The sequence below is a fragment of the Saccharothrix luteola genome (assembly GCF_020859565.1).
GTDB lineage: Bacteria > Actinomycetota > Actinomycetes > Mycobacteriales > Pseudonocardiaceae > Actinosynnema > Actinosynnema luteola.
Window position 1 is genome coordinate 113,866 of sequence record NZ_JAJHUO010000016.1, and the last position, 23,125, is coordinate 136,990.

The 23,125-nt window shown below is 72.8% G+C and carries 21 protein-coding genes and 3 pseudogenes; 10 read left to right on the forward strand and 14 right to left on the reverse strand.

Features of this window, described 5'->3' with window-relative positions; genetic code table 11:
• Positions 1-11: 11 nt before the first annotated feature.
• Positions 12-482 carry a MarR family winged helix-turn-helix transcriptional regulator gene (locus tag LNK82_RS22685; protein ID WP_230569059.1) on the reverse strand — a complete coding sequence of 157 codons (471 nt, stop codon included), beginning with the start codon at positions 480-482 and terminating at the stop codon, positions 12-14.
• 70 nt (positions 483-552) lie between these two features.
• Between LNK82_RS22685 and LNK82_RS22690 the strand changes: the two genes are divergently transcribed.
• Entirely contained in the window at positions 553-1,539 is a 987-nt protein-coding gene (locus tag LNK82_RS22690) for a hypothetical protein (protein ID WP_230569060.1), read from the forward strand.
• 7 nt (positions 1,540-1,546) lie between these two features.
• On the opposite strand, the gene LNK82_RS47845 is transcribed toward LNK82_RS22690, so the two are convergent.
• Complete coding sequence (locus tag LNK82_RS47845) at positions 1,547-1,864, reverse strand: hypothetical protein (RefSeq protein ID WP_230569061.1); 318 nt, start codon at positions 1,862-1,864, stop codon at positions 1,547-1,549.
• 216 nt (positions 1,865-2,080) lie between these two features.
• Between LNK82_RS47845 and LNK82_RS47850 the strand changes: the two genes are divergently transcribed.
• A complete protein-coding gene (locus LNK82_RS47850; RefSeq protein ID WP_230569062.1) occupies positions 2,081-2,521 on the forward strand; it encodes a DUF6326 family protein in 441 nt (146 codons plus the stop codon).
• Between the two features lie 111 nt (positions 2,522-2,632).
• Here LNK82_RS47850 and LNK82_RS46955 read toward each other — a convergent pair whose 3' ends face one another.
• Positions 2,633-2,764, reverse strand: coding sequence for a hypothetical protein (locus tag LNK82_RS46955; RefSeq protein ID WP_268996868.1), 132 nt, complete (start codon positions 2,762-2,764; stop codon positions 2,633-2,635).
• A 386-nt stretch (positions 2,765-3,150) separates the two neighbouring features.
• On the opposite strand from LNK82_RS46955, the gene LNK82_RS22705 reads away from it, so the two are divergent.
• The gene (locus tag LNK82_RS22705) at positions 3,151-3,906 is read left to right on the forward strand and encodes a class I SAM-dependent methyltransferase (protein ID WP_230569063.1); all 756 of its coding nucleotides are present in this window, start codon (positions 3,151-3,153) and stop codon (positions 3,904-3,906) included.
• A gap of 57 nt (positions 3,907-3,963) precedes the next feature.
• Here LNK82_RS22705 and LNK82_RS22710 read toward each other — a convergent pair whose 3' ends face one another.
• From LNK82_RS22710 to LNK82_RS22740, 7 genes are all read right to left on the reverse strand, one after another.
• A complete protein-coding gene (locus tag LNK82_RS22710; protein ID WP_230569064.1) occupies positions 3,964-8,463 on the reverse strand; it encodes an AAA family ATPase in 4,500 nt (1,499 codons plus the stop codon).
• Positions 8,463-8,774: a trypco2 family protein gene (locus LNK82_RS22715; protein ID WP_230569065.1), complete on the reverse strand. Its 312-nt coding sequence runs from the start codon at positions 8,772-8,774 to the stop codon at positions 8,463-8,465. The genes LNK82_RS22710 and LNK82_RS22715 overlap by 1 nt, the downstream gene beginning before the upstream one ends.
• Before the next feature lie 123 nt (positions 8,775-8,897).
• On the reverse strand, positions 8,898-9,659 hold the full coding sequence (locus LNK82_RS22720; protein ID WP_230569066.1) for an ABC transporter permease: 762 nt from the start codon (positions 9,657-9,659) through the stop codon (positions 8,898-8,900).
• 10 nt (positions 9,660-9,669) lie between these two features.
• Entirely contained in the window at positions 9,670-10,440 is a 771-nt protein-coding gene (locus LNK82_RS22725) for an ABC transporter ATP-binding protein (protein ID WP_230569067.1), read from the reverse strand.
• 177 nt (positions 10,441-10,617) lie between these two features.
• Positions 10,618-11,667: a polysaccharide pyruvyl transferase family protein gene (locus tag LNK82_RS22730; RefSeq protein WP_230569068.1), complete on the reverse strand. Its 1,050-nt coding sequence runs from the start codon at positions 11,665-11,667 to the stop codon at positions 10,618-10,620.
• Positions 11,664-12,764: a hypothetical protein gene (locus LNK82_RS22735; RefSeq protein ID WP_230569069.1), complete on the reverse strand. Its 1,101-nt coding sequence runs from the start codon at positions 12,762-12,764 to the stop codon at positions 11,664-11,666. Before LNK82_RS22735 ends, LNK82_RS22730 begins: the two co-directional genes overlap by 4 nt.
• Positions 12,765-12,786: 22 nt before the next feature.
• Positions 12,787-13,893: an S-adenosylmethionine:tRNA ribosyltransferase-isomerase gene (locus LNK82_RS22740; protein ID WP_230569070.1), complete on the reverse strand. Its 1,107-nt coding sequence runs from the start codon at positions 13,891-13,893 to the stop codon at positions 12,787-12,789.
• 324 nt (positions 13,894-14,217) lie between these two features.
• Here LNK82_RS22740 and LNK82_RS22745 point away from each other — a divergent pair, with 324 nt between their 5' ends.
• The 6 genes and pseudogenes from LNK82_RS22745 (at position 14,218) to LNK82_RS22760 (ending at position 16,721) form a co-directional block, all read left to right on the forward strand.
• Positions 14,218-15,099 carry a glycosyltransferase family 2 protein gene (locus LNK82_RS22745; protein ID WP_504947827.1) on the forward strand — a complete coding sequence of 294 codons (882 nt, stop codon included), beginning with the start codon at positions 14,218-14,220 and terminating at the stop codon, positions 15,097-15,099.
• A gap of 88 nt (positions 15,100-15,187) precedes the next feature.
• Positions 15,188-15,625: pseudogene (locus LNK82_RS48345) on the forward strand (carbamoyltransferase N-terminal domain-containing protein); the annotation flags it as partial.
• Between the two features lie 208 nt (positions 15,626-15,833).
• Positions 15,834-15,914 (forward strand): annotated as a pseudogene (locus LNK82_RS48350) (carbamoyltransferase C-terminal domain-containing protein); the annotation flags it as partial.
• A gap of 118 nt (positions 15,915-16,032) precedes the next feature.
• The gene (locus tag LNK82_RS46965) at positions 16,033-16,203 is read left to right on the forward strand and encodes a carbamoyltransferase C-terminal domain-containing protein (protein WP_308257252.1); all 171 of its coding nucleotides are present in this window, start codon (positions 16,033-16,035) and stop codon (positions 16,201-16,203) included.
• Between the two features lie 79 nt (positions 16,204-16,282).
• Positions 16,283-16,477: pseudogene (locus LNK82_RS48355) on the forward strand (DUF6071 family protein); the annotation flags it as partial.
• A gap of 25 nt (positions 16,478-16,502) precedes the next feature.
• Positions 16,503-16,721 carry a DUF6071 family protein gene (locus tag LNK82_RS22760; protein WP_230569112.1) on the forward strand — a complete coding sequence of 73 codons (219 nt, stop codon included), beginning with the start codon at positions 16,503-16,505 and terminating at the stop codon, positions 16,719-16,721.
• Positions 16,722-16,852: 131 nt separating this feature from the next.
• Here the strand turns inward: LNK82_RS22760 and LNK82_RS22765 are convergent, their stop codons facing one another.
• From LNK82_RS22765 to LNK82_RS22775, 3 genes are all read right to left on the reverse strand, one after another.
• Positions 16,853-18,685, reverse strand: a complete 1,833-nt coding sequence (locus LNK82_RS22765; protein ID WP_230569072.1) for a LamG-like jellyroll fold domain-containing protein — start codon at positions 18,683-18,685, stop codon at positions 16,853-16,855.
• A gap of 214 nt (positions 18,686-18,899) precedes the next feature.
• On the reverse strand, positions 18,900-19,340 hold the full coding sequence (locus tag LNK82_RS22770) for a hypothetical protein (protein WP_230569073.1): 441 nt from the start codon (positions 19,338-19,340) through the stop codon (positions 18,900-18,902).
• A 49-nt stretch (positions 19,341-19,389) separates the two neighbouring features.
• Positions 19,390-20,535: a YehQ family protein gene (locus tag LNK82_RS22775; RefSeq protein ID WP_230569074.1), complete on the reverse strand. Its 1,146-nt coding sequence runs from the start codon at positions 20,533-20,535 to the stop codon at positions 19,390-19,392.
• A gap of 65 nt (positions 20,536-20,600) precedes the next feature.
• On the opposite strand from LNK82_RS22775, the gene LNK82_RS22780 reads away from it, so the two are divergent.
• Positions 20,601-22,199: a M20/M25/M40 family metallo-hydrolase gene (locus tag LNK82_RS22780; protein WP_230569075.1), complete on the forward strand. Its 1,599-nt coding sequence runs from the start codon at positions 20,601-20,603 to the stop codon at positions 22,197-22,199.
• Here the strand turns inward: LNK82_RS22780 and LNK82_RS22785 are convergent.
• Positions 22,156-22,974, reverse strand: coding sequence for a lipase family protein (locus LNK82_RS22785; protein ID WP_230569076.1), 819 nt, complete (start codon positions 22,972-22,974; stop codon positions 22,156-22,158). The genes LNK82_RS22780 and LNK82_RS22785 overlap by 44 nt on opposite strands.
• Positions 22,975-23,125: the final 151 nt, after the last annotated feature.

Here is a 23,125-nt window from a genome sequence, read left to right on the forward strand (position 1 = left end):
CCGGCCGCCCGTCAGCGCGGTCGGGTGGCGGCGGTGATCAGGGTGATCAGCTGACGGCGGAAGTGGTCGTAGTCGTCCACCGCGCCCAGCAGCGACTCGGACTCCTGCTCCTTGCGGCGGGCCGTGGCCAGGACGTCGCGGCCGGTCGGGGTGATCTCGACCAGGGTGCGGCGACGGTCGCGGGTGTCGGCGCCGCGGGTCACGTGGCCGGAGCGGTTCAGCCGCTCGATGGTGCGGCTCATCGTCTGGTCGGTCACCCGGCACAGCGTCGCCAGCTCGCGCTGGGCGAGGGGCCCGTCGGCGAGGTGGTGCAGCGCGATCAGGCCCGCGTGGGTCAGGCCCAGCCCGTCGAGCACCTCGTCGAAGCGGCTCTCCACGACCCGCGCGGCCACCGACAGCAGCCGCCCGGTCGGCCAGGAGTCGACGTCGGCGCGCACCTGATCCGGTCGCCGCGACACCTCCCGCTCGTCTCCTCGGCCCATCGGACCATCTTCGCAGAGCAACCGGGGCACGATCGTTCAGCCTGCTGAGTGTTTTGCCATAATGCTCAGCATGCTGAACGTTTTGCGGGGTCACAGCCGGCTGCTGCTCTGGGGCGTGGCGGGGAGCTTCGTGCTCACCGGCCTGGTGTGGCTGGTCGGCCAGGGCCTGCACGGCACGGTCCTGCTGCCCGACCGGGGTGCCTCTTGGTACTACTGGAAACTGCCCGAGCCGACCTTCTGGACGCGCGCGTCGGCGTGGGCCGGGTACGCGGCGCACCAGCTGGTGTCCTGGGGCCTCATCTACTACGCGCAGACGCGGGTCCGCCGCTACACCACGGGCTTGCACCGGGTGAACGTCCTCGCGCTCGCGGCCAACGGCGGCTTCATCGCGCTGCACGCCGTGCAGACCCGGGTGTTCTACGACGGCATCGCCCAGGACGTGTCGATCTTCAGCTCGCAGGGCTCGGTCGTGCTGCTGCTCGTGGCCGTGCTGCTGATGGAGAACAAGCGACGCGGCCTGTTCTTCGGCAGGCAGGCGCCGATCGCGGCCGACGTGGTGGCGTTCGTGCGGCGGTACCACGGCTACCTCTTCAGCTGGGCCGCGATCTACACGTTCTGGTACCACCCCATGGAGTCCACCAGCGGTCACCTCATCGGGTTCTTCTACATGTTCCTCCTCCTGTTCCAGAGCAGCCTGATGTTCACCACCGCGCACACGAACCGGTGGTGGACGCTCGGGCTGGAGCTGATGGTGGCGCTGCACGGCACGCTGGTCGCGGTGATGAACTCGGGCCCGAACGGGATCTGGCCCATGTTCCTGTTCGGGTTCGTCGGCGTCTTCGTGATCACCCAGCTGCACGGCGTCGGGCTGAGCCGGACGTCGCGGTGGTGGGTGGCCGGTGCGATCGGCGTGGCGGCCCTCGGCGTCTACGCGTGGCGCGGGTACGACCGGATCGACGAGGTCGTGCGCATCCCGGCCATCGAATACCTGCTGGTGGCCGTGCTCGCGCTGATGATCTGGGCGCCGCTGCGGCTGGTCCGGGCGACCCGCCGGTGACCCGGGCTCAGGGCCGCACCCGCTTGGTCTCGTACGCCCGGATGGCGATCTGGACACCGGGACAGCGAGTACACGAGAACGACGACGAACCCCCGGCGTAGGGGGAAAAGGGCTTGCCGCCGAGGACCGACGCGAGGTCGACCACCATCAACCCGCCGAACCCGAGCCCCACCGCGGCGAGCGGGCGAACCCGCCGCCACAGCATCGCGAGCGCCAACGCCACACCGGCCACGACGCCGACGGGACGCCACACCACGTCGGCGCGAACGACGACCTCCGCCGGTGCCGTTCCCGCCACCCCCGCGACGAGCAACCAGTCGCGCACGAGAACCGGCGGACCCCGGCCGTCAGGCTCCGTCCGCGGCCAACCGGGCGTTCTCCTCACCGGCCACGGAGTAGGGCCGCGGACGAGACGGCGGATCGACCGAAAGGGCAGGTCCGGGCCTGGCCGATCGGTCAGGGCGACACTGGCCGAGATCCCGGTGCGCCACGTCCCCGCCGCGATGACACTGGACCTCCTCGCCAATCAAGGAGCGGATCCGTGACGACGCCAAGGCAGTACCGGGACACGCCCGTCGACGTGAAGCTCGTGCTCTGCGCCCTGTGGGTCACGATGCTCTTCGTGTTCGCCTACGTCGACATCTTCGGGCTCTTCCGCGCCGATGTCCTCGACGCCGCGCTCGACGGCAAGATCGCGAACACGGCGTTCGCGGTCGACCAGGTGTTCCTGACCACCACCCTGATCTACATCCTGCCGTCGATCCTGATGGTGGTCCTGACCCTCCTCCTCGCACCCCGGGTCGACCGGATCGTCAACATCGTCGTCAGCTTCCTCTACCTGATCACCATCGTCGTGTCGTGCATCGGCGAGACGTGGGTCTACTACCTCCTCGGCAGCCTCGTCGAGGTGGTGCTCCTCGTCGTCATCGCCCGCACCGCCTGGAGGTGGCCGTCGCCGACGGTCGCACCCTCGCTGTCATGACCAACCGAGGCCGCACCCTCCTGCCGCAGAGCGGCTACCGCACGTTCGTGACGTGTTGGTGCGCCGGGAATGCCACGCACGAGTAGAACTGCAAGCTGGAGCCGCGACCGATCACCAGCATCGTCGGTTCGTCGGCAGGTAGCCGTCGTCCTCGTGGTCGAGCGGGCACCAGAGCACCTGCAGCAGGTCGGCGCAGTCCGGGCGGGGGAGACCGGGGACGTCCCGCGCGTACGGCTGGGCCACGCCCGCGCCAGGATCCGCCACAGCAGTGGGCCGCCGATCGAGCTGTCCGCGAGGTCGGTTCGCCGGGCCGGGGGTGCAGCCGCACGGCGGTGCGCGCCGGCGGCGCCAGGCGGGGCAGGTGTGCCGCGACGTCGACCGGGCGCGGCGCAGTGGTGCGGACCACGGCGGGCATGCTGTTCCGGGCTGTCCGGCGGGGGTGACGGCGGTCGGAAAATGCGTTCACGGTCCGGTCGGACGGCTGGTAGCGTCGGGGGGAATCGCTGACCGTGGAGGAAGCCATGGCTGCCCGGAGCCTCACGCCGGGCCACCGCACCGAGGCCGGTTGACGGCCCGGGTCGCCCGGTGACATCGCCTGTGAACGCCGATGCACCGCGAGGAGTTCCTCCATGTCCGAAACACCTTCGTCCACCTGGTACGTGGACTTCTTCACCGAATTGCCCAACGAGTTCTGGCGGCGCGCCGTGCCGCCGGAGGTCACCGTCGAAGAGATCGACTTCGTCGAGCAACGCCTCGGTCTCGCGCCCCGCTCGCTGATCCTGGACGTGCCGTGCGGCAGCGGGCGGCACAGCGTGGAGCTCGCCCGGCGCGGGCACCGCGTGACCGGTGTCGACCTGTCCGCCGAAGCGATCGGGCACGCCCGGCGCGCCGCCGACGGCCTCGACGTCGAATTCGTCCGCGCCGACATGCGGGAGATCCCGCGGGACAACGGGTTCGACGCCGTGCTCTGCCTCGGCAACAGCTTCGGCTACCTCGAGCTCGACGGCCTGCGGGAGTTCGCCGCCGCGCTGGGCGGCGCCGTCCGGCCCGGCGGCGGCCTGGTCGTCGACTTCGGCTCGGCCGCCGAGTCGGTCCTGCCCGGCTACCGGGCCGAGCCGCGGACCATGCGGACCGGCGACATCACCGTCCTCGCGACCAGCGAGTACGACGTCGCCGGGAGCCGGGTGTTCAGCCGCTACCGGTTCACCCGCGGCGAGGAGCAGCTCGACGTGACCGCGATCCACCACGTGTACACGGTGGCGCAGATCGTCGACCTGCTGTCCGGCCACGGGTTCACCGACGTCGAGCTGTTCGGCGGCCCGGGCGGCGAACCCTACGGGATCGGCAGCGGGCGGCTCCTGCTCGTCGCGCGCCGATCGTCCTGAGTGGACACTCCGGCCGGAGCCGCCGCGCTCCGGCCGGAGTCGCACCGGAACACCCGCTCAGGCCGTCCACCACGAGTCCACGTCCAGCACGCTGTGCGCGGTCCGTTCGAGCACCCCGTCGCGGAGCCGGCCGAGGAACGGGATCGCCGCCGTCAGCACCGAGAAGAACACGTACCTGTTCCAGTCGAGGGACAGGCGCAGCGCGTCGCGCAGCACGGCGAGCGCCGCGTCGTCCGCCCAACCCGGATAGCCGGTGACGGCGGCGAGAGCCCTGGCCTTGTCCGCGTTCGACTGGCCGATCGAGGTCAGGCGCCGGCCTGTGCCGGACGGCGTGCCGATCGCCGACGCCGTGCGGTGCGCCGTCTCCGCGAGTTCCCGGGCCCACTGCCTCCTCGCCGGCACGCCGTGTGCGTGAGTGGCCAGTGTCGTCAGCACGACCGCCAGCGTCTCGTCGCTCGGCAGGCCGTCACCCTCGTCCCAGTACTCCACCCGGTACGGCTGCGGATCGCGGATGACGGCCAGGGCGGTCTCGAAGCGGCCCGCGCGCGCCAGCCGCGTGACGACCGCGTCGAGGACCGCACCCCGGCGAAGGTCTTCGTACCCCGCGATCGCATGGGGGTCCGTGCCGTCCGGGGCGTCGACGAGCGCTTCGAGAGCCGCTGAGAACCTGTGGTCGTTCCGCTCCGCGCGGCGGCGCAGCGCGGTCGGCAGGTTCACGGCCAGTTCGGTCAACCCGCCGTGGGCGAGCAGGTCGGCCACCCGCTCGCCCAGGGTCTCCGCACCTTCGCCGAGCAGGTTGAGCGCGGCGCCCACGTCGCCGCCTTCGAGCAACCCGACGACGGCCGGGGCACGGCCGTCCCGGTAGGCGAGCCGGTCGGCGACGGCCAGCGCGGCGTCGACTCGCCCGGACCCGGCCAGGGCGCGCACAACGGCGTCGAAGAAGACGCGGCGATCGCGTTCCACGCCCTGCGCCGGCAGGACGGACAGCGAGTGCAGCGCGACCGCTCGCGCGAGCTCCGGGCGCCCTTCGGCCAGCTGGCCCCGCACCACGTAGGCCAGCGCGGTGGCGCGCACCCGCAGCAGCTTGTCGAACTCCGGCAGGACCCGGCGCAGCTCGTGATCGTCGCGGGCGACGATCGCACGCCGGACGAGCGGGTACGGCGACGACTCCACGCGCCGGCGCAGCACCTCCACCACCTCGTCGGCGGTGGACGCGAGGGCCAGGTCCGAGTCGAACGTCGGCCGGTCGAGCAGGTCTGCGGCCATCTCGGCGGTCGGCGGGCCGTCGACCAGCCCGAGGACGTCCGCGAGCCGGGCGAACGTCGACCCGCGCGTGATCGAGCGCTCCGGTATCGCCTCGGCGACCTCGATCGCCTCCGCCCCGAAGCCGGCCCTGGCCAGGATGACCGCGACGTCCCCGCGCGCGGCCTCCAAGTGGCCGAGCGCACCCAGCGCGGCCTCCCTGGCGTCCACGGGGGACCGCACGGCCAGCGCGCTCGCGATCGTCAGCAGCACCTGGACCTTCCCCTGGTCGGAGGTGAGTCCGCTGAGCAGGTCCCGCGCCCGTTCGACCGCGCCCGCGTGCACGTGCGAGATCGCGATCGCGGCCCGGACCACCTCGGCCGACTCGCCGTCCGCGCACAGGTCGAGCAGCTCACCGTCGACCCCGGCGAGGACCGCCTGGTGGGCGAGGACGACGGCGGCATCGCGTCGCGGCGTCGCGACGGCCCACCCGGAGAACTCGTCCCAGTCGATGTCGAACCACCAAGCGATCTCCGGCCACTCGCGGTGCCGGCGGCTCTCGGTCATGCGGCTGAGCCCGGCGAGGACGCGCGGGCCGTGCTCCGGCTCGCCCATCCTGACCCGTGCCGCCGCGACGCCGACCCGGTCCTCGTCCCACGGGTGCTCACGTCCGGCCAGCAGGAGGCTCGCCTTGTCGACGAGCCCGCGCGCGGCATCGGTCCGACCCCGGTCGGCGACGGCGATGGCCAGCTTCGCCACGGTGAGCGGCAGGTTGTCAGGGTGCCAACCGGTGATCCGGTCGTCGATCCCGTCGGCGACCGCCAACGCTCGGTCGACCTGCCCGGCCTCGGCCAGCGCGAGGGCCAGCAGCGCGTGGGCGATCGCGACGTCCGCGCGGTCGGTGAAGCCCCGCGCGATCGTGAGGCCCAACTGCGCGGCGCCGTTGCGCACGAGGGCGGGCGCGATCCGCTTGAACGCCAGGGCGACCGGCCGCCCTCGCGCCCAGATCCTGATCACCTCGCACCCATCCGCCACCGCGCCCGCCGAGAACAGCTCCAGCGCCAACTCCTCCAGGCACGACGACTGGTGCCGGTCGCCCGCCGCGCGCGCCGCGCCGACCGCGGCGCCGACCGCTTGGCGGCACCGCTCGGGCTCGCCCGCCCGCCACAGCGCGACCGCGATCGACTGGAACGCCCGGCACCGGTCGATCGGCCGTTCGGCCAACGCGGCATGTGCCTCGGCCCGCGCCGTCTCACCCGCGGCGACGAGGGCCGCCAGCAGTGATCCGGGGACGTCGTCGGCCATGCCCTTGACGTTCACGGCGGCCAGGGCCGTGCGGATCTCGGCCACGACGTCCGGCGGCGACCTCCGCACCAGGATGTCGAGGACGGCGCTGACGTCCGCCCGCACGCCCCGCGGCGACAGCGTCCTGGCCACCATCAGCTCCAGCCGCCGCCTGCCGACCAGCCGCGCGGCCAGCTCGAAGTCGTTCGCCCGGTCGACGTGGGCGATCACGGTGGTCAGCGCGTAGTCGGGCGTGTCGTCGGGCCACCCGGCCTCGGCGTAACCCCGGCACCAGTCGAGCAGGCGCCGGTCGGCCGCGCGCCGCTGCGCCGCCGTCAACCGGGTGGCCAGCACCACGGCGAACTCCTCGTGCATCAGCTCGTGCCGCGGCGACCCGATCAGGAACCGGCGCACCGGCGCGAGCGCCCGCCGGATCCGGTGGGCCGGCGCGCCGAGGGCCTCGGCGATCTCGACCTCGGTCAGGCCGCGGGCCGCCGCGAGCAGCAGGGCGAGCGCGTCCCAGGTCGTGTCGTCCTCGGCGTCGACCTCCAGCAGGTCGAGCTGCCAGCGGAAGTACCCGGCCACGTCCGAGGGCCGTTCCCGTCGGTAGGCGGCGAGGGCCGCCTCGCCGCGCCCCGCCACGTCCTGGGCGGTGAACCGGGCGAGCAGCGGTTCGCCCCGGGTCACCTCGTGCACGGCCGCCCCGAACGACGCGGGCTCGGCGGAACCGAAGACGTGGAGCAGTTCGACGACCTCGGCCACGGACAGCGGCGGCAGCGCCACGAGGGGCGCGCGGTGCAGCGGGTGGTGCGGCGGCACCAGCGACCGGGCCCGCGGACTCGGCCGGGAGGTCACGACCACGTGCGTGAAGTCGGGCACGTGCGCGGGCAGGAGCTCCGCGACACCCGGGCGGTCCGGCGAGGCTTCGTCCAGGCCGTCGACGACGAGCAGCAGCGGCCGGTCCGGCCCCGCGTTCGCCGCGGCCTCCTGCCACAGCTCGTCGAGCCGGCGGGCGCCGTCGTCCGACCGGTCCAGCAGCGCCGCCAGCTGACCGGTGAGCCCGGCGACGAACGCGGCCGGCGTGTGGTCACCGAGGTCGCGGCGCAGCGAGAACCCGACGAGGTCGGGCGCGGGACCGTCCCACGCGTCGGTGGCGTGCCGCCGCCACAGATCCGCGACCAGCGTCGTCTTGCCGAAACCGGCCGGCGCTTCGACGAGGGCGTAACCGCCTTCCCGCGCCCCGCTGAACGCCATCAGCCGACGTACCTGGCTCTCCCGCCCCACGACCGTGGACGTGTGCTCGACGATCGCCGCGCTCAGCTCGTACCGGAACGCCGCCCGTGCGCCCCGGCGTCCACCGGAGGGCGGTGGCGGCGCCGTGACCGACTCGGCGACGGGGCTCGATCCGCCGTGCGCTTCGACGAGGCGGCGGAACCCGGGATCGCGCACCACAGCGTCCAGGCGTGCCGCGTGCAGCCGCCGGTTGCCAAAGTCGACGTCGTCCAGCACGACCACGCCCACCAGCAGACCGGCGCAGAAGACGGCGGCGCCGGACACACCGGCCCAGGCCCGCCGCCCCGGCTGCGGCGCCGCGTCCTGGTCGAGGACGTTGCTGCCGTGCGGCCCCGTCGACAGGGGGTTGAGCACGCCGGCCAGCTGCTCGACACCGGCGCCCGCCTCGCCGTAGTCGGCGAACCCCGGGAACCCGATACCCGAGTAGCGAACCTGCTCGATGCCGTCGGCGACGCCCCACCGCACGGCGTCGCCGATGTCCCCGTCCTCGGGCGGCTCCAGCTCCAGCAGCGCCACGTCCAACTCGGGATGGCTCCACACCAGCCGGGCGTCGCGCGGTCGTCGTTCCCGGTTCGGGTGACCGAGCCGGACCACGACGCGTGGCCAGGCGCCGTCACCCGCGCTGACGACGTGCCTGGCGGTCAGCACCAGCCGCCTGCCGATCAGGTAACCCGAGCCGGTGCTGCGCGCCACCGCCTCCGTGCCCGCGCGGACGTCGGCGAGCCTGCGCTGGTCCATCAGCTAGTCCACGGACGCTCGACATCCCGGGAGACCTCGAGGTTGCGGCCGGTGGCGGCGTCGGTGGCGCTGAGCCGGAGCTTGATCCGGTGCGTGCGGGCGCTGGCCGCTTTGCCGTCCGAGTTCACCGAGACCACGCCGAACTGCACCTTCGCGCCGGCCTTGGCCTCCTTGCGCACCTCGACGAGGAGCTCGACCTCGACCTCGGTCACCTCGAAGCGGAACTGGTGGTCGGCCCCGGCGTCCTGGGCCAGGCCCAACTCCTCCCGCAGCCCGTCGATGGCCTCCGCGATGCCCACCCGGTTCGTCACGTCCCAACCCCCTGTTCACTGCGCCGAGAATCAGGCCGATTGTGACACGATCACCACTTCGCCCCGGCTGGGGAACATCCGCTCACGCCGTCGGTTGCCGAACGGGCTCCTGTCGGGGACGGCCTAGGAGATCTTGCGGCGGTAGGTGGCCGTGGCGAAGGCGTAGGCGACGACGAGGATGCCGACGCACCAGCCGAGGGCGAGCCAGATGTCCGTGCCGATCGGCTGCTGGGTGAACAGGTCGCGGATGGTGTTGACGAGCGAGGTGACCGGCTGGTGCTCGGCGAAGGCGCGCACCGGGCCGGGCATGGTGTCGGTCGGCACGAAGGCGGAGCTGAGGAAGGGCAGGAAGATGAGCGGGTAGGAGAACGCGCTCGCGCCGTCGACGGACTTGGCGGTGAGGCCGGGGATGACGGCGAGCCAGGTCAGCGCCAGGGTGAACAGGACCAGGATGCCCGCGACGGTGAGCCACGCCGTGAGCCCGGCTCCCGTGCGGAAACCCATGAGCAGGGCGACGAGCACGACGACCACGAGTGAGATCAGGTTGGCGACCAACGAGGTCAGCACGTGCGCCCACAGCACGGACGAGCGTGCGATCGGCATGGACTGGAATCGTTCGAAGATGCCGCCCTTCATGTCCAGGAAGAGCCGGAACGCGGTGTAGGAGATGCCCGAGGCGACGGTGATGAGCAGGATGCCGGGCAGCAGGTACTGCACGTAGGAGTCGGAGCCGGTGTCGATCGCGCCGCCGAACACGTAGACGAACATCAACATCATGGCGATCGGCATGATCGCGGTGGTGATGATCGTGTCGGGGCTGCGGGCGATGTGGCGCAGGGACCGTCCGAGCAGGACGGTGGTGTCACCGAAGAAGTTCTTGGTCATTGCCCGGTCCTCACTCGTTCGTGCCGACGAGCGAGAGGAAGACGTCCTCCAGTGTCGGCTGCTTCTCGACGTACTCGACCTTGGCGGGCGGGAGCAGTTGCTTGAGCTCGGCGAGCGTGCCGTCCACGATGATCCGTCCTTCGTGGAGGATCGCGATCCGGTCGGCGAGGTGTTCGGCTTCGTCCAGGTACTGCGTGGTGAGCAACACCGTCGTGCCCCGGTCGGCGAGGTCCTTCACGGCCTGCCACACCTCGATGCGGCCCTGCGGGTCGAGACCGGTGGTCGGTTCGTCGAGGAAGATGACCGGCGGGTTCCCGACGAGGCTCATCGCGATGTCGAGCCGGCGGCGCATGCCACCGGAGTACGTCGACACCTTCCGCGCGGCGGCGTCGGTCAGGGAGAAGCGCCTCAACAGGTCGTCCGCGATCCTGCCCGGGTCCTCGAGGTGACGCAGCCGGGCGATCAGGACGAGGTTCTCCCGGCCGCTGAGGATCTCGTCGACGGCGGCGAACTGCCCGGTGAGGCTGATCGACTCCCGGACGTCGGCGGCCCGGGTGGCGACGTCGAAGCCGTGCACGCTCGCCGTGCCCGCGTCGGCCTTGAGCAACGTGGACAGGATCTTCACGGCGGTGGTCTTGCCCGCTCCGTTCGAGCCGAGCAGGGCGAAGATGCTGCCTCGCGCCACGTCGAAGTCCACGCCGCGCAACACGTGCAGCGACTTGTACGACTTCTCGAGGCCTCGCACTCGGATGGCGGGTTCGACGGTGGGGCGGGTCGTCATGGGCAGGTCTCCCGGGGCTCGGCTTCGGCGCGCTCGGGGGAAGCCCGACCGCTACTCGGTGGTGCTGACTACCGGTACCTAGTAAAGCCGAGTAGTGGTGCCGGGTGCAAGTCGCACGGCTCGCGCAGGCACAGCGGGGCCGTCCTCGCGGTTGCCGGTGACGAGGCGACCAGGGATCTACTTGCGCGCGCCGGCGGTCGTGGCGAGGGCACGTGCCTGCTCGACGGCTTCGTCCGGGCTGCCCGCCCAGCGCACCCCCGGCCAGCCGCTGGTCCACGTGCGCCAAGTGTTCTCGATCTTGTCGTAGCGATCGGCCAGCAGCACGTGGGGCCGGTCGAGCAGCAGGCACAGCAGGTGCCCGTGCAGGCGGTCGGTGACGACGACGTCGCCGGCCAGCAGGTCGATCCCCCGGGTGAGCTGGAGCGCCGCGAGCTCGTCGTGGGCGGCGGCGACGGCGGACGCCGACTCCGGGCCGGGACGCGCGTGCACCGCGTGCACCGCGGCTCGCAGTCGCCGTCCGGCGGCTTCCCGCCGCAGCCGCCAGGCCGGGGCCGCACCGAGTTCGTCCGCCCAGTCGGTGTGCAGCGTCCTGCCGCGTGGCGCGGGCCGGGGGAGACCGGTGGCCTCGTGATCGGACCGGGCCAGCCACACCACGTCGTGCGCCCGGTGGCCCGTCGTGGCGGGCGTGGGCAGCGTGAAGACCATGTCGGGGCACAGCAGGCTCGTCGCGGCGAAGTGGGTTCGGGCCAGTTGGAGGCTGTGCCGGTCGCGCACCAGGAGGGTGAGGTCGGGGTGGGCGTCGAAGACGTCCCGCGCCCGGCGGAGGTTCTCCTCGTCCCGGAAGCAGATCGACTGGGGCAGTTGCACGATCCGGTGCCGGGGGAAGGACCGGATGACGTGTTCCCGGAAGCGCTGGCGCTCGGGCCACAGGTCGCCGAGGTTGCCGCCGCCCTGCAGCAGGATCACGCCCTCGGGCACGACGGTGAGCAGGTCCTCCCGCCGGAACGATCGCTCGTCGCAGGTGTAGGCCACCGGCACGCCCAGTTCGCGCAGCACCGCGCGTTCCCCCGACCAGATGGCGCTGTCGCCGACGTTGGCGTAGAGGGGGAAGTCCACCAGCGCGCACGGCGTGCCGGGTGCGAGCAGCGCCGAGAGGACTCGGGTGATCTCGCTCCGCAGCCGCGCTCGACGCCGTGCGGGGACTTCCCGGACGACCTCCGCGGTCACCCGGCCACCTGCCGGTGATCGCCCGCGCGACGCAGCCCTTCCCGCAGGGCGTCGGCGATGTCCTGCCGTCCCCGGTTCTCGGCGTCCTGCGCCAGCGAGCGCATCGTGTCCCGGCCGGGCTCGTCGGGCATCGGCACCGCGCGGACCAGCTCCAGGTCCAGCGCCGCCGGCAGGGTCGGGCACCGTCCCGACGCGCCCGCGAGCTCGAGCGCGACCATGGTGCCCAGGCACTTCTGGCACTGCCCGCAGTTGTGGCCGGGTTCGCTCTTCCAGCAGACGCAGAGGTCGTCCAGGGCCGGATCGCCGTCGCCCGCCATCCGGATGACCTTCTCGGCGCGGGTCGCCTCGGCGCCGTCGTGGACGATCTCCAAGCCCTCGGTGGAGAACAGGTGGTCCAGCAGGGGGTGCGAGCCCAGGGGTGGCAGGTACCGGTACTGGTCGCTGGAGGCGATCAGACAGCGTCCCAGCAAGCCCTGCAGGCTCAACGCGACCGAGGCCAGCGCCGCACCGTGGTACTCCGGCCAGAAGGCGGTGGGCTCGCACGTCGACCGGACGTTGGTGTCGATCACGAGCAGTTGCTTGCCCGTGCGCGCCGCCACGTGCCGCAACCTCTCCAGCAGGTGCTCGTAACGGCTGCCCGCCTTCCGCTCGAAGTTGGCGAACAGCAGGTGGGTCACAGGTTCCCAGTCCGGAGCCGCGGACCTGCCGATGTCCTTGAGGAGGCTGTAGAACGAGTCCACCCCGGCGGTGAAGAACAGCCCGACCGCGTCGCCGCCCCCACGGGTGGCGACGGGGGCGCGCAGGTCGACCGGGTGCAGGTGCGGCCACCAGGCGGTGTAGAGGTCGGTGATGGTGGACGCCGAACGGAACAGGCGGCGTGAGACGGGTGCGTGGACGTGCACGTCCTCCTTCAGCGCCATCGCGGGCATCATCAGCGCGGCGAGGAAGGCGTCCCCCACCGGCGGCATCCACTCCGGTTCGCCGCCGTGCACGGTGAAGTGCAGGCGTTGGCCGCCCGGCGTGAGGGCCGAGTCCACCGCCGCCGACAACCGCCAGCCGTCCGGCGTCCGATCGCGGACGACGTCATCGATGATCACGGTCGCGCCTCCCCTCGGACCATCAGACGATCAGCATGGAGTCGCCGAACTCGTGGAACAGGTAGCCGTTGGCGATGAGGTCGTCCCGGTAGGCCTTCAGCAGGGCCTCCCGCCCGGCGAACGCGGCGGTCAGCAGCAGCTCCGAGCTCTTCGGCCGGTGCAGGTTGGTCATGAACGCGTCACAGGCCCGGAACACGTGCCCCGGCATGATCGTGAGCTGGGTGAAACCGGTCTGGGGCCACAGCCGTCCCCGGCTGTCGGCGACCGTCTCCAGGGTGCGCATCGCCGACGTGCCGCAGACCACCACCCGGCCACCGTCGCGTCGACACCGGTTGATCAGGTCGGCGGTGTCCGACGACACCTCGTAGCGTTCCGCCCGGGGCAGGTCGAACCCGGTGGACGGGTCGTCGAGGTCCTCGCGCACCGGCAGGCCTTCGCGCACCGCCTTGCGGCGCACCATCATCCGCACGAAGTACCGGCTCCGGGCGGCCAGGTAGAGGGTCACCTCCGCCACGGCCACCCCGGCGGCGCGCAGCCCGTCGAGCATCTCCGGCGTGAAGTGCCGGCCCGCCGAGGGGAGCAGCACGGCGCCGGGCCGGGAGGCGTAGACGGTCTGGTACTGCTCCGGGTCCAGCGGCGCGCGGTCGAGGTAGCCGGGGCAGATCATCTCCGCCGCCCGCTGCAACGACTCGGCGTCGGGCGGGTCGACCGCCGCCCGCCACACGCCGGCGTCGGCCTCGTGCAGGAGGCGCACCGTGATGTCGCCGTCCCCGCCCAGGCGGAACTCCGCTCCCGGCGCGCAAGCCGCCGTGGGCGCGACCAGGCAGTGCCACGTGCCGTCCTCGACGGGGGAGTGCAGGCTCACCGCCACCGGCTCACCGCCGGCGTCGACACCTTCGAGCAGCGACGGGACCACCCGCGCGTTGTTGAGCACCAGGACGTCCCCGGCGCGCAGGTACTCGCCCAGGTTCGAGAAGTGGCGGTGGTCCACCTGTCCGCTGCCGCGGTGCAGCACGGCCAGGCGGGCGTCGGTGCGCTCGCCGCCTCGCGCCTCGGGTGGTTCCTGCGCGATCAGTTCCTGCGGCAGTTCGAACTCGTAGTCCGCCGTCCGCTCCACGACCTCGGTCATCGTCTCGTCCTCCAGCTGAGTCCCGCGGTCGTGCCGAAATGAAATGGGCGACCCTTTTCCGGGCCATGACAGTATGCGTTCCGCCGTCCGCGCCGCTCAATTCCCCGACAGGAGGTAAGAAAGGGCCACCATCGTGTCGTCCGTGGATTGTCGTGCTGTGCACCGATCACGCGTGATTACCCACGGTCGCGACCATCGGGCCCGTTGGAGGGCACTTCCGGTCATTCCCAGGACATCGCCTTGCCGCGTCGACCGGCGCGGCAGTACTTTTCGGGTGCCGTCGGCAATTCCGGTCCACCCACTCTGGGAAAGCGGTGGTGCTCCGTGGCGTCGGGTTCCGCTTCCACACCGTCCGTCAGCGTGATCGTGCCCGTGCGCAACGCGGCGGCCGTCGTGGAAAGCCAGCTGGCCGCCCTGTCCGAACAGGACCACGAGGGGCCGTGGGAGGTGGTGGTCGTGGACAACGGGTCCACGGACGGGACCGCCGACGTCGTCGCCCGGTGGGCGCACCGGCTGCCCGACCTGCGGGTGGTGCGCCACGAGCCGCCCGGGGTCAACGGCGCGCGCAACGCGGGCGCCCGGGCCGCGAACGGCGAGCTGCTGCTGTACTGCGACGCGGACGACGCGGCGACCACCGGCTGGCTTGCCGCCATGGCGCGGGCCGCGTCGCGGGCCGACGTGGTCGGCGGGTACCTCGACAGCACCGCGCTGAACAGCGAACGCGTCCGCACGTCCAGGTCGCCCCACCCCGCGGACCGGCTACCGGTCGTCATGAGCTTCCTGCCCTACGCGGTGGGCGCGAACATGGGCGTGCGGACCGAGGTGTTCCGGGCGTTGGGCGGGTTCGACGAGAGCTACACCGCCGGCGGCGGGGACGACGTCGAGTTCAGCGTCCGAGCCCAGCTGATGGGGTGCTCCGTGGCCTTCGCGCCGGACGCGGTGATGCGCTACCGATTGCGGGACCGGATGTGGTCGCTCGCCAGGCAGCAGGTGGGCTACGGGCGGGGCGACGCGAAGCTGCTCAAGGACTTCCGCGAGCACGGGATGCGCGCGAGCGGGACGAGCAGCGCACTGGCGGACTGGCTCAAGCTCGTCCGGCGCGCCCCGGTCCTCGCCTCATCGGATCGCGGACCCTGGGTGTGCCGGTTCGCGTGGCGGCTCGGCAGGCTGCTCGGCAGCGCGGAGCAGCGGGTGTGGTGCCCATAGCCGTCCGGGAGGTGGTCGTCTCGACGGAGGAGGGAACCGGTGACCGACGTTCACCATCTCGAAGTGCACCGCGCGCGACGGGCTGGACGTGCTGTTCCGCCGTCGCTACCCGCACAGCCTCGGGCTGCTGTACAGCGCCTTCACCCGGCGCTGCGGCCTGCGCCCGAACGAGGACGAGTACACCACCATGGGGATGGCCGCCTTCGGCGAGCCCCGGTACACCGACCACCTCCGGGCCGAGTGGATCGCGATCGACGAACCGGGTTTCCGGTTGCGCGCCAACGTGCACCGAGGCATCGGCGACTGGATGCCCGAGGCGCTGCCCGAGGACCTCGCGGCCGGCGTCCAGGCCGTCACGGAGGAGGTGCTGCCGGGCGCGGCGCGGTGGGCGCGCCGCGAGACCGGCAGCCGCAACCTGGTGCTGATGGGCGGCGTGGCGCTGAACTGCGTCGCCAACTCCAGGATCTGCGCGACCGGCGACTTCGACCACGTGTGGATCTTCCCCAACCCCGGTGACGCCGGGTCGAGCCTGGGCGCCGTCGCGGCCACCACGCGGGAACCGGTGACGTGGTCCGGGCCCTCCCTGGGCACCGAGATCCGGCGGGCGCTCGATCCCCACGAGGTCGTCGATGGGCTCAAGGCGGACGGGGTCCTCGCGGTGGCGAACGGGCGTGCCGAGTTCGGCCCGCGCGCTGGGCAACCGGTCGATCCCGGCGGACCCGCGGACCAGGCGGATGAAGGACCGCGTCAACGAGGTGAAGGGGCGGGAGAAGTTCCGCCCGTTCGCGCCGGTGATCCGGGAGGAACGCACGGCGGAGTTCTTCGAGATGCCGGTCCCGGCGACGCCGTACATGTGGTTCACCGCGCGGTGCAAGGGACCCGGGGAGGTTCCCGGCCGTCGTGCACGCCGACGGCACCAACCGGGTGCAGACGGTGACCCGGGAGCAGCACCCGCTGCTCTACCGGGTGCTGCACGAGTGGGAGCTGGAAACCGGGTGCCCGATGCTGCTCAACACGAGCCTGAACTCGCGGGGCGAACCGCTGGTGAACTCCTGGGAGCACGCGTCGGCGTTCGGCCGGCGCGAGGGGATCGAGGTGCTGTGACGGTCATGATCGGACTCCTCGTGGCGAACGGCTGCAGCTGCACCCGCGGCCAGGAATTGCGGGATCCCGGCACGAGCGCGTGGCCCGCGGTGCTCGCCTCCCGGTTGGGCACCCGCTCGCGAACCTGGCGTGTGACGGAGGGTCGAACCGCCGGATCGCCCGGACCACGGTCGGCAACCTCGACCGGGTGTGCCGCGAGTTCGGCGTGCCGGTCGAGGAGACCCTGGTCCTGTGCATGTGGACCTGCGTCTACCGCAGTGAGTACCACCTCCGGCACGGGCATGACCCACTTCCGATCCATGTCGAGCGAGCGGGGCGGCACGATCAATCTGCTGACCGACTGGGTCCTGCTGGACTCCTGCCTCCGCCTGCGCGGCGCGGTGCCCAGGTACACCTTCTCGTGGGACGTCCTGCCGTCGAGGATGCCGGGCGAAGCCGTGGAGCTGTGCCGTCAGCTCGACCCGACGTCGGTCTTCGGGACGAGGTCGCGAGCAAGGGCAATTCGATCAACGGCGTGACCTGGAAGAAGTTCGAGTTCGGCCCCGGCGGGCACCCCTTGGAGGCCGGTCACGCGTACTTCGCGGCTGTCCCGGTCGCGAACCTGGCCTGTGTAGCACCCCCTCGAAGCGGGGCACGCGCTCGGCGACGATCACCGTCGCGCGGTCAGGAACTGGTCGGGCCGCAGGCCCTTCGCGGTGATCCGCGTGTCGCCGATCCAGCCGTGGAAGCCCTGGCCGTAGCGCAGCGCGAACTGGGTGCCGCCGAGCGCGAACGGCCTGCCCAGGGTCGAGATGCCGCGTGACTCCTCGGCGGCGTTGCGGGCGATCTTCGCGCCGTCGACGTACATCCTGGTGTGGCGACCGTCGTTGACCACGGCGACGTGCGTCCACCGACCGACCGGCACGGCGTGGCTCCACGACGTGGGGTCGGCGTCGACGGGCACCGGGTAGACCACGAACTGGAGGAACCGCTCACCGGACAGGTTGAGGCTGCACGTCGGCTCGTCGTCGGACCAGCCGCTGGTCTTGCCCGCGTCGCCGGCGCGGCCTTCCCAGCTGAGCAGGCCCATCCACGCGTGGTCGCCGACGAGCGGGTCGGGCAGCTTGAAGAACGTCTCGATGGTGTAGCCCGCCTCGAACCGCATGGCGTTGAGCGGTGCGGTGTCGGACGTGCGCAGCACCGCGCCGCGGTCGGGGTCCTTGCCGCCGTCGAAGCGCAGGCTCGCGTGCGCGGGCTGGTCGTCGTGGTGCTCGGTCGACCAGGTCAGCACGTCCGGGCCGCTCCCGTGCAGCCGCGTGACGGTGAGGTCGTTGCCGCGGCCGGTGAGGTCCCGCGCCACCGCGCCCGCCGGCACGGGACCTTCGCCCGCCGGGAACCCGGCCGCGTCGAACCGCCAGTACGCCACCGTGTCGCGCGTGACGACGGCGCTCGCCGGACGCGCCGGCGGCACGACGGGCGGCGCGAAGCCCGCGAACCGCTCCCGGAAGTCGATCTCCACGGTGAACCGGTCGGTGTCGCCGGTCAGCCTCGCGGTCTCCGACTCGGGCCGCGTGTCGCCGTCGCGGTCCAGCAGCCACGGCGAGAACGTCTCCACGTCGATGACGTCGCGCGAGAGGTCGAACGTGTAGAACCGGACCATGCCCGCGCCGCCGTAGTAGCGGTCCTGGTAGTTGGTCAGGTGCAGGTGCACGTCGTGGCCGTGGTCGTTGACCAGGGTGGTGCGGCCGGACGGCCAGTAGTGCCCGTTGAGGGTGAGGAAGACCTGGTCGTTGCGGCGGATCAGGTTGTCCCACAGGTGCCTGCCGTGCGCGGAGAGCTGCGCGTCCGGGCTGCCCGCGACGAGGTCGTGCGTGGTGAGGATGGCGGGCAGCGACCGGTGCCGGTCCAGCACACCCTGCGCCCACTCGATCCCCTGGTCCGACACCCGCCAGTCCAGCGCGAGCACCAGCCACTGCCGCCCGCCGGCGCGGAGGACGTGGTAGCTGTTGTAGCCGTCCGGGGCGAACCCGCCGAAGGTCGGCATGCGGCGGAACCGCTCCGGCCCGAACACCCTGGAGAACGGCGTCGGCCCGCGCCGGTCGTCGGTGTTGCCCGGCACGTCGTGGTTGCCCGCCAGCACGCTGTAGGGGACGCCGTCGGTGAACACCGAGTCGGCCAGCCGCACCTCGGTCTCCGTGCCGTGTTCGGTCACGTCGCCGAGCTGGGTCAGGAACACCACGTTCGCGTCACGGCGGCGCGCCACCTCGCGCAACGCCACGCGCACCGGCTCGGGGTCCGAGCCACCCTCGTCGAGCAGGTACTGGGTGTCGGGCAGCACCGCGATGGTGAAGCGGGGGTCGGCGGTGTCCGGTCGGGCCGCCTTGCGCTCGTCGCGCTCGTCACCGTGCGCGAGGGGTGAGAGCACCGCGGGTGCCATCGCGGCGGCAGGCGCCACGACCGCGGCCTGGAGCAGTGCGCGCCGTCCGACTCGGTTCTCCGCCATGAAGGTGCCTCTCTGCCGGTGGGTGGCGAGAAGCCTCGTCGGGTCGCGTTCCACGGCGCCGACGTGCGCGGGAACACTCCGCGCACAGTGGTTGAACCATTGGGGAAGGGCCCGGTCGCCGGTGGACCCGCTCGACGGCGGGGGTGCGCTCGGTCGCGCCGGTCAGCAGCGGCCGGTCAGTGGGGCCCGGTCAGTGGCGGCCGGGCGCGCCCGGTCAGCGGCGGCCGGTGGCCAGGACCACGAGGAACTGACCGCCGCCCGCCTCGACCGTGGCGGTCACCGGCAGCCCCGGCGCCAGTCGGGAGAACCGGTCCACCAGCCAGTCCGCTGCCTCCCGGGCGTCCGGCCCGGTCGGGCAACGGGCCACCACCTCGCGACCGCCCTTGCGCTCCAGCCTCCCGGCCACGGTGATCAGCGGCGCCGGTTCGGCCACGTGCAGGCGGTCCGGCCAGGGGATGACCGCGGCGACCGCGCCCTTGCGGGTGTTGCACCCGCGGTGCGCGAGCCGTTCGGCGACCTTGGCCTTCCGGTCGGCGGTCCGGCTGTCGACGCTCGGCCCGCGCGAGTCGTTCACCGACATGTCGGGGTCGACCGGTTCGTCGCACACCCAGCACCGCCAGCCGTCGCGCTCGGCCACGTCATCGAGGAGGCTCACCGGGGCAACCTAGCCTGCCGCCCGCCGACGCCGCCGCCCAGCCGCACTGTCAGCGGGCATCGGCCGTGACCAGCAGCCTCAGGTGGGCCTTGAACCAGGTGGTCGCGGACGGGGTGTCGGCGAACGCCGTGACGAGGGCCGCCGCCGCGCGCAGGCCCGTGCCGTGCAGGTGGGCGCCGGCCTCGCGCACGCGGGCGAGCAGGCTGTCGGTCAGGTGGCCCAGGCCTCGGTGCGAGGCGTCGGCCAGCACGGTCAGCGCGCCGCCCACGCTCGCGCTCAACGGATCCGCCGTCGTGACGCCCGGCGGCAGCGGCTGCGGGGTCGTGTCCGTCGCCAAGTCCACAACGACCACGCCGGCCCGGGTGTGGACGGCCAGCGGGTCGACGACCAGCGTGCCGCGGTGGCGGCGGACGGAGCCGGTGATCGTGGTCGGGCCGGCGCGCAACGCCGCCGCCAGCGCGTCGAGCGACCGCGGCGCCACGGCGCGGTGCGCCGCCTCCAGCACGCACGAGGCGCCGGTGGAGTCGTGCAGCGTGGCGGTGAGGCGTTGTGCGGCCGGGTCGTAGGCCAGGTCGGACACCTCGGCGACGCGGACCGCGCGGACCGGTTCGGCCTCGACCCTCGCGCGGACCTGGCGCGGCGGCAGCTCGGCCAACCGTTCCGCGGCCGCGGCGTAGTCGTCGACCACCAGAGCCCGCGGCAGGTCGTCCCAGGCCGTGCCGACGGGGGTGAGCGAGGTCTTGGCGACCCGGTTGGTCTTCACCGTCACCGCTCGGCTCGCGCTGCGCGTCGCCGACTCGGAGACCACGTTCGACGTGGCCAGGTGCTGCGCGGCGCGCAGGGGAGTGGCGTGCTGCACCAGGACCACGTCGCCCGAGGCGAAGTAGACGTCCGCGGTGGACTCTGAGCGCGGCCGCGCGCCCAGCGCCGTCAGCCGGACCTTGCGCAGTGGCGTCTCGGCGGGTTCGTCGGGACCGAGGACCTCGGCACGGGGACCGTTCGCGGTCGTCCGCGCGTGCAGTTCGGTGAGCAGCCCGGCGAACCGCTCCGCCTCGTAGTCGGCGCCGCGCCGGCGGTACGCGTCGAGCTGGGCGAGCAGGTCCGCCACCGCGGTCAGGTCCGCCGCGGTGGTGGGGGAGCCGCCCACGTCGACGGTGTCGGCGCCCCGCGCGTCCGCCTCGCGGAACGCCCACACCGCCAGCGCCGTCGCCTCGTCGCGGTCGACCGCGGGTCGTCCTGGTGGGGGATGCGGCGTGGTGCATGCACCTCTACTCGGGCATGGGCGCCACGTCCTCGCTCCGCGGCGGCGCCGCGCTGGGCACGGCGCTGCGGGAGCACCCCGACGACCTCGACGCCGCCCTGGACGCCTGGGAGGCCGGGTTGCGCCCGTTCATCACGAAGAACCAGCGCACCGCCCGGCTCAGGCAGCAGATGTTCGTCCCGTCCGGTCGTGGGCCGCGGCGTTGCGCTCGGTCGTCGTCGGTGTGGGCCGCGAGCTCCGCGACCGCCGACTGGCGGCGGAGACCGCCGCACGGTCGGCTCCGGCCCTGTCCGGCACGGCGCGGTGACGACGAAATGGTGGTGCGCGGAACCAACGGTTGTGCGCAAGATCTACCGGTGACGAGCCTTGACGCCGAGCTGATCGAGCTCCGCCGGGAGATCCACCGCCGTCCCGAACTCGCCGGCGAGGAGCGGGAGACGGCCGGGCTGGTCGCCGAGCAGCTGCGCGCGGCCGGGCTGGAGGTGACGACCGGCGTCGGCGGGCACGGGGTCGTCGCGGTGCTCGACGGTGCCGCGGCCGGCCCCACGGTGGCCTACCGGGCGGACATGGACGCCGTCGACGCGCGGCGGAACGTGCTGCCCATCCCGCCGTCGGGCCGGGTGTTCGACGAGGGCTTCGCCTCGCGCGTCCCCGGCGTCGCGCACCTGTGCGGGCACGACCTGCACACCGCCATCGGCGTCGGCGTCGCCCGGGACCTGGCTCGGCGCTCCGAGCAGGTGCGCGGCCGGCTGGTGTTCGTCTTCCAGCCGGCCGAGGAGCCCTTGCGCGGCGCACGCGCGATGCTGGGCACCGGCTTGGTGCAACGGCTCGCGCCGCGCGAGTTCTACGCGCTGCACTGCAGTCCGTTCCCCTCCGGCACCATCGCGGTGTCCCCCGGATACGGCCTGCCCGGGCTCGACCACCTCCAGGTGGTGCTCCCGGGCGGTGACGACGCGGCCCTCGCCGCCGTCGCGGCCGAGGTGGCGGAGCTCGGCACCGTCGAGTTCCCGCGGAGCGTCGCCGCCTACCACGCCCACTTCACCGCGTTGCTGGAACCCGGCGCCGCCGCGTCGATCCAGGAGTCCGTGTCCGTCTCCCAGTGGACCGGGCAGACGCCCGACGCGCGGCCCGCCGTCACCGTGCTGCTGCGGGTCTGGCCGCAGGAGCGCAACCGGGAGCTGCGCGCCCGGGTCGAGCGGATCGCGACGGCCGCGGGCGGGCACGTCGAGTTCGCGGGCGACCCGTTCCCCGCCCTGGTGAACTCGGCGGAGCTCAGCACGGCCGCCGGTCGGTACCTGGGCGCGGCGCTGGGGCCGGAGTCCGTCCTGTGGGGCCGGGCGTCCTGGCCGTTCAACTGCGAGGACTTCGCGCTGTTCCTCGACGAGGCGCCGGGCGCGCAGTTCTACCTCGGCGTCGCGGACGAGGAGTCGGGGATCAACGGCGCGCCGCACGCGCCCGACTTCGCCGCCGACGAACGGGCGATCGGCCATGGCGTGCGCGCCATGTCCGGCCTGCTGACCCACCGGCTGGCCGCCCTGTCGGACGACCCGGGCCCTAGGGGAGGTTCTTCTCCAAGGCGGCCACGTACGCCTTCATGAGGTGGTCCCGCATCCCGTCACTGGCCGGCGCGAACGGGTCGGCGGCGAGACCCTTGCCGCGGTCGAGCAGGTTGGACACCACGGGCATGGACTCGCGGACCCGGCCGGAGGAGTCGATGTAGCGCAGGGCCGCGACGTGGTGGAACACCGGCTCCGGCGGGACCTGCGCGACCACGTCGTTGTTGTTGACCACCCGGAACGTGCGTCCGGCCAAGGCCTTGTCGTAGGCGTCGGCCAGGGCCCGGTCGCAGGTGCGGGGCTGGCCGAAGGTGTAGACGCCCTGGGCCGAGAGCCGCGGGTCCTCGAAGTGCAGCCAGGCCGCGGCCAGCATGGCCAGGCCACCGCCGAGGCTGTGCCCGGTGAACCACACCGTCTGCTCGTCGTCGCGCAGCTCCTCCACCGCCGCGAGCACGGACGGCATCACCGCGCGCAGCGCCTCGGCGAATCCGTAGTGGACCAGACCGGTGCGCGCCGGACCGGGCCACGGTGGCGTGGTCGTGTCCGACAGCCAGTCGCGCAGCTGCGCGGGCTCCGTGCCGCGGAACGCGGTCACGATCATCGTCGGACCGGCCATCGTGTACGCCTGGGTGTCGCTGATCGCGAACGGCGGGGAGAACGTCGAGTGGTGGTGGCGGACCCGGTCGAACCCCCACTCCGCGGCCGTGGCCTCGATCTGTTCGCGGTCCTGGTAGGCCAGCTGGGCGGCCTCGGCCATGCAGTACGCCTGGCGGGCGTCGTACCCGGTGGCCCGGTGGTTCAGCGTCGGCGCGGACATCGTCACTCCTCATGAAGACAAGCTGTCGCAAGGCGGCCATGACCCCGCCCGCGCTTCATGCCTACCCGCGCCGCCGCCGCTCCCACCACCGCACACCCCGCCCTTCACCCCACCGAGGCGCCCTCTCACCCGTCCTGGCCACAACTCCCTC

Coding starts and splice junctions, on each gene's coding strand:
- LNK82_RS22725 (WP_230569067.1), bottom strand. CDS start 10,440: ATGACGACCCGCCCCACCGTCGAACCCGCCATCCGAGTGCGAGGCCTC.
- LNK82_RS22690 (WP_230569060.1), top strand. CDS start 553: ATGCTGAACGTTTTGCGGGGTCACAGCCGGCTGCTGCTCTGGGGCGTG.
- LNK82_RS22720 (WP_230569066.1), bottom strand. CDS start 9,659: ATGACCAAGAACTTCTTCGGTGACACCACCGTCCTGCTCGGACGGTCC.
- LNK82_RS22785 (WP_230569076.1), bottom strand. CDS start 22,974: ATGTCCGCGCCGACGCTGAACCACCGGGCCACCGGGTACGACGCCCGC.
- LNK82_RS22685 (WP_230569059.1), bottom strand. CDS start 482: ATGGGCCGAGGAGACGAGCGGGAGGTGTCGCGGCGACCGGATCAGGTG.
- LNK82_RS22765 (WP_230569072.1), bottom strand. CDS start 18,685: ATGGCGGAGAACCGAGTCGGACGGCGCGCACTGCTCCAGGCCGCGGTC.
- LNK82_RS22740 (WP_230569070.1), bottom strand. CDS start 13,893: ATGACCGAGGTCGTGGAGCGGACGGCGGACTACGAGTTCGAACTGCCG.
- LNK82_RS22780 (WP_230569075.1), top strand. CDS start 20,601: ATGCACCTCTACTCGGGCATGGGCGCCACGTCCTCGCTCCGCGGCGGC.
- LNK82_RS22760 (WP_230569112.1), top strand. CDS start 16,503: ATGTCGAGCGAGCGGGGCGGCACGATCAATCTGCTGACCGACTGGGTC.
- LNK82_RS22705 (WP_230569063.1), top strand. CDS start 3,151: ATGTCCGAAACACCTTCGTCCACCTGGTACGTGGACTTCTTCACCGAA.
- LNK82_RS22710 (WP_230569064.1), bottom strand. CDS start 8,463: ATGGACCAGCGCAGGCTCGCCGACGTCCGCGCGGGCACGGAGGCGGTG.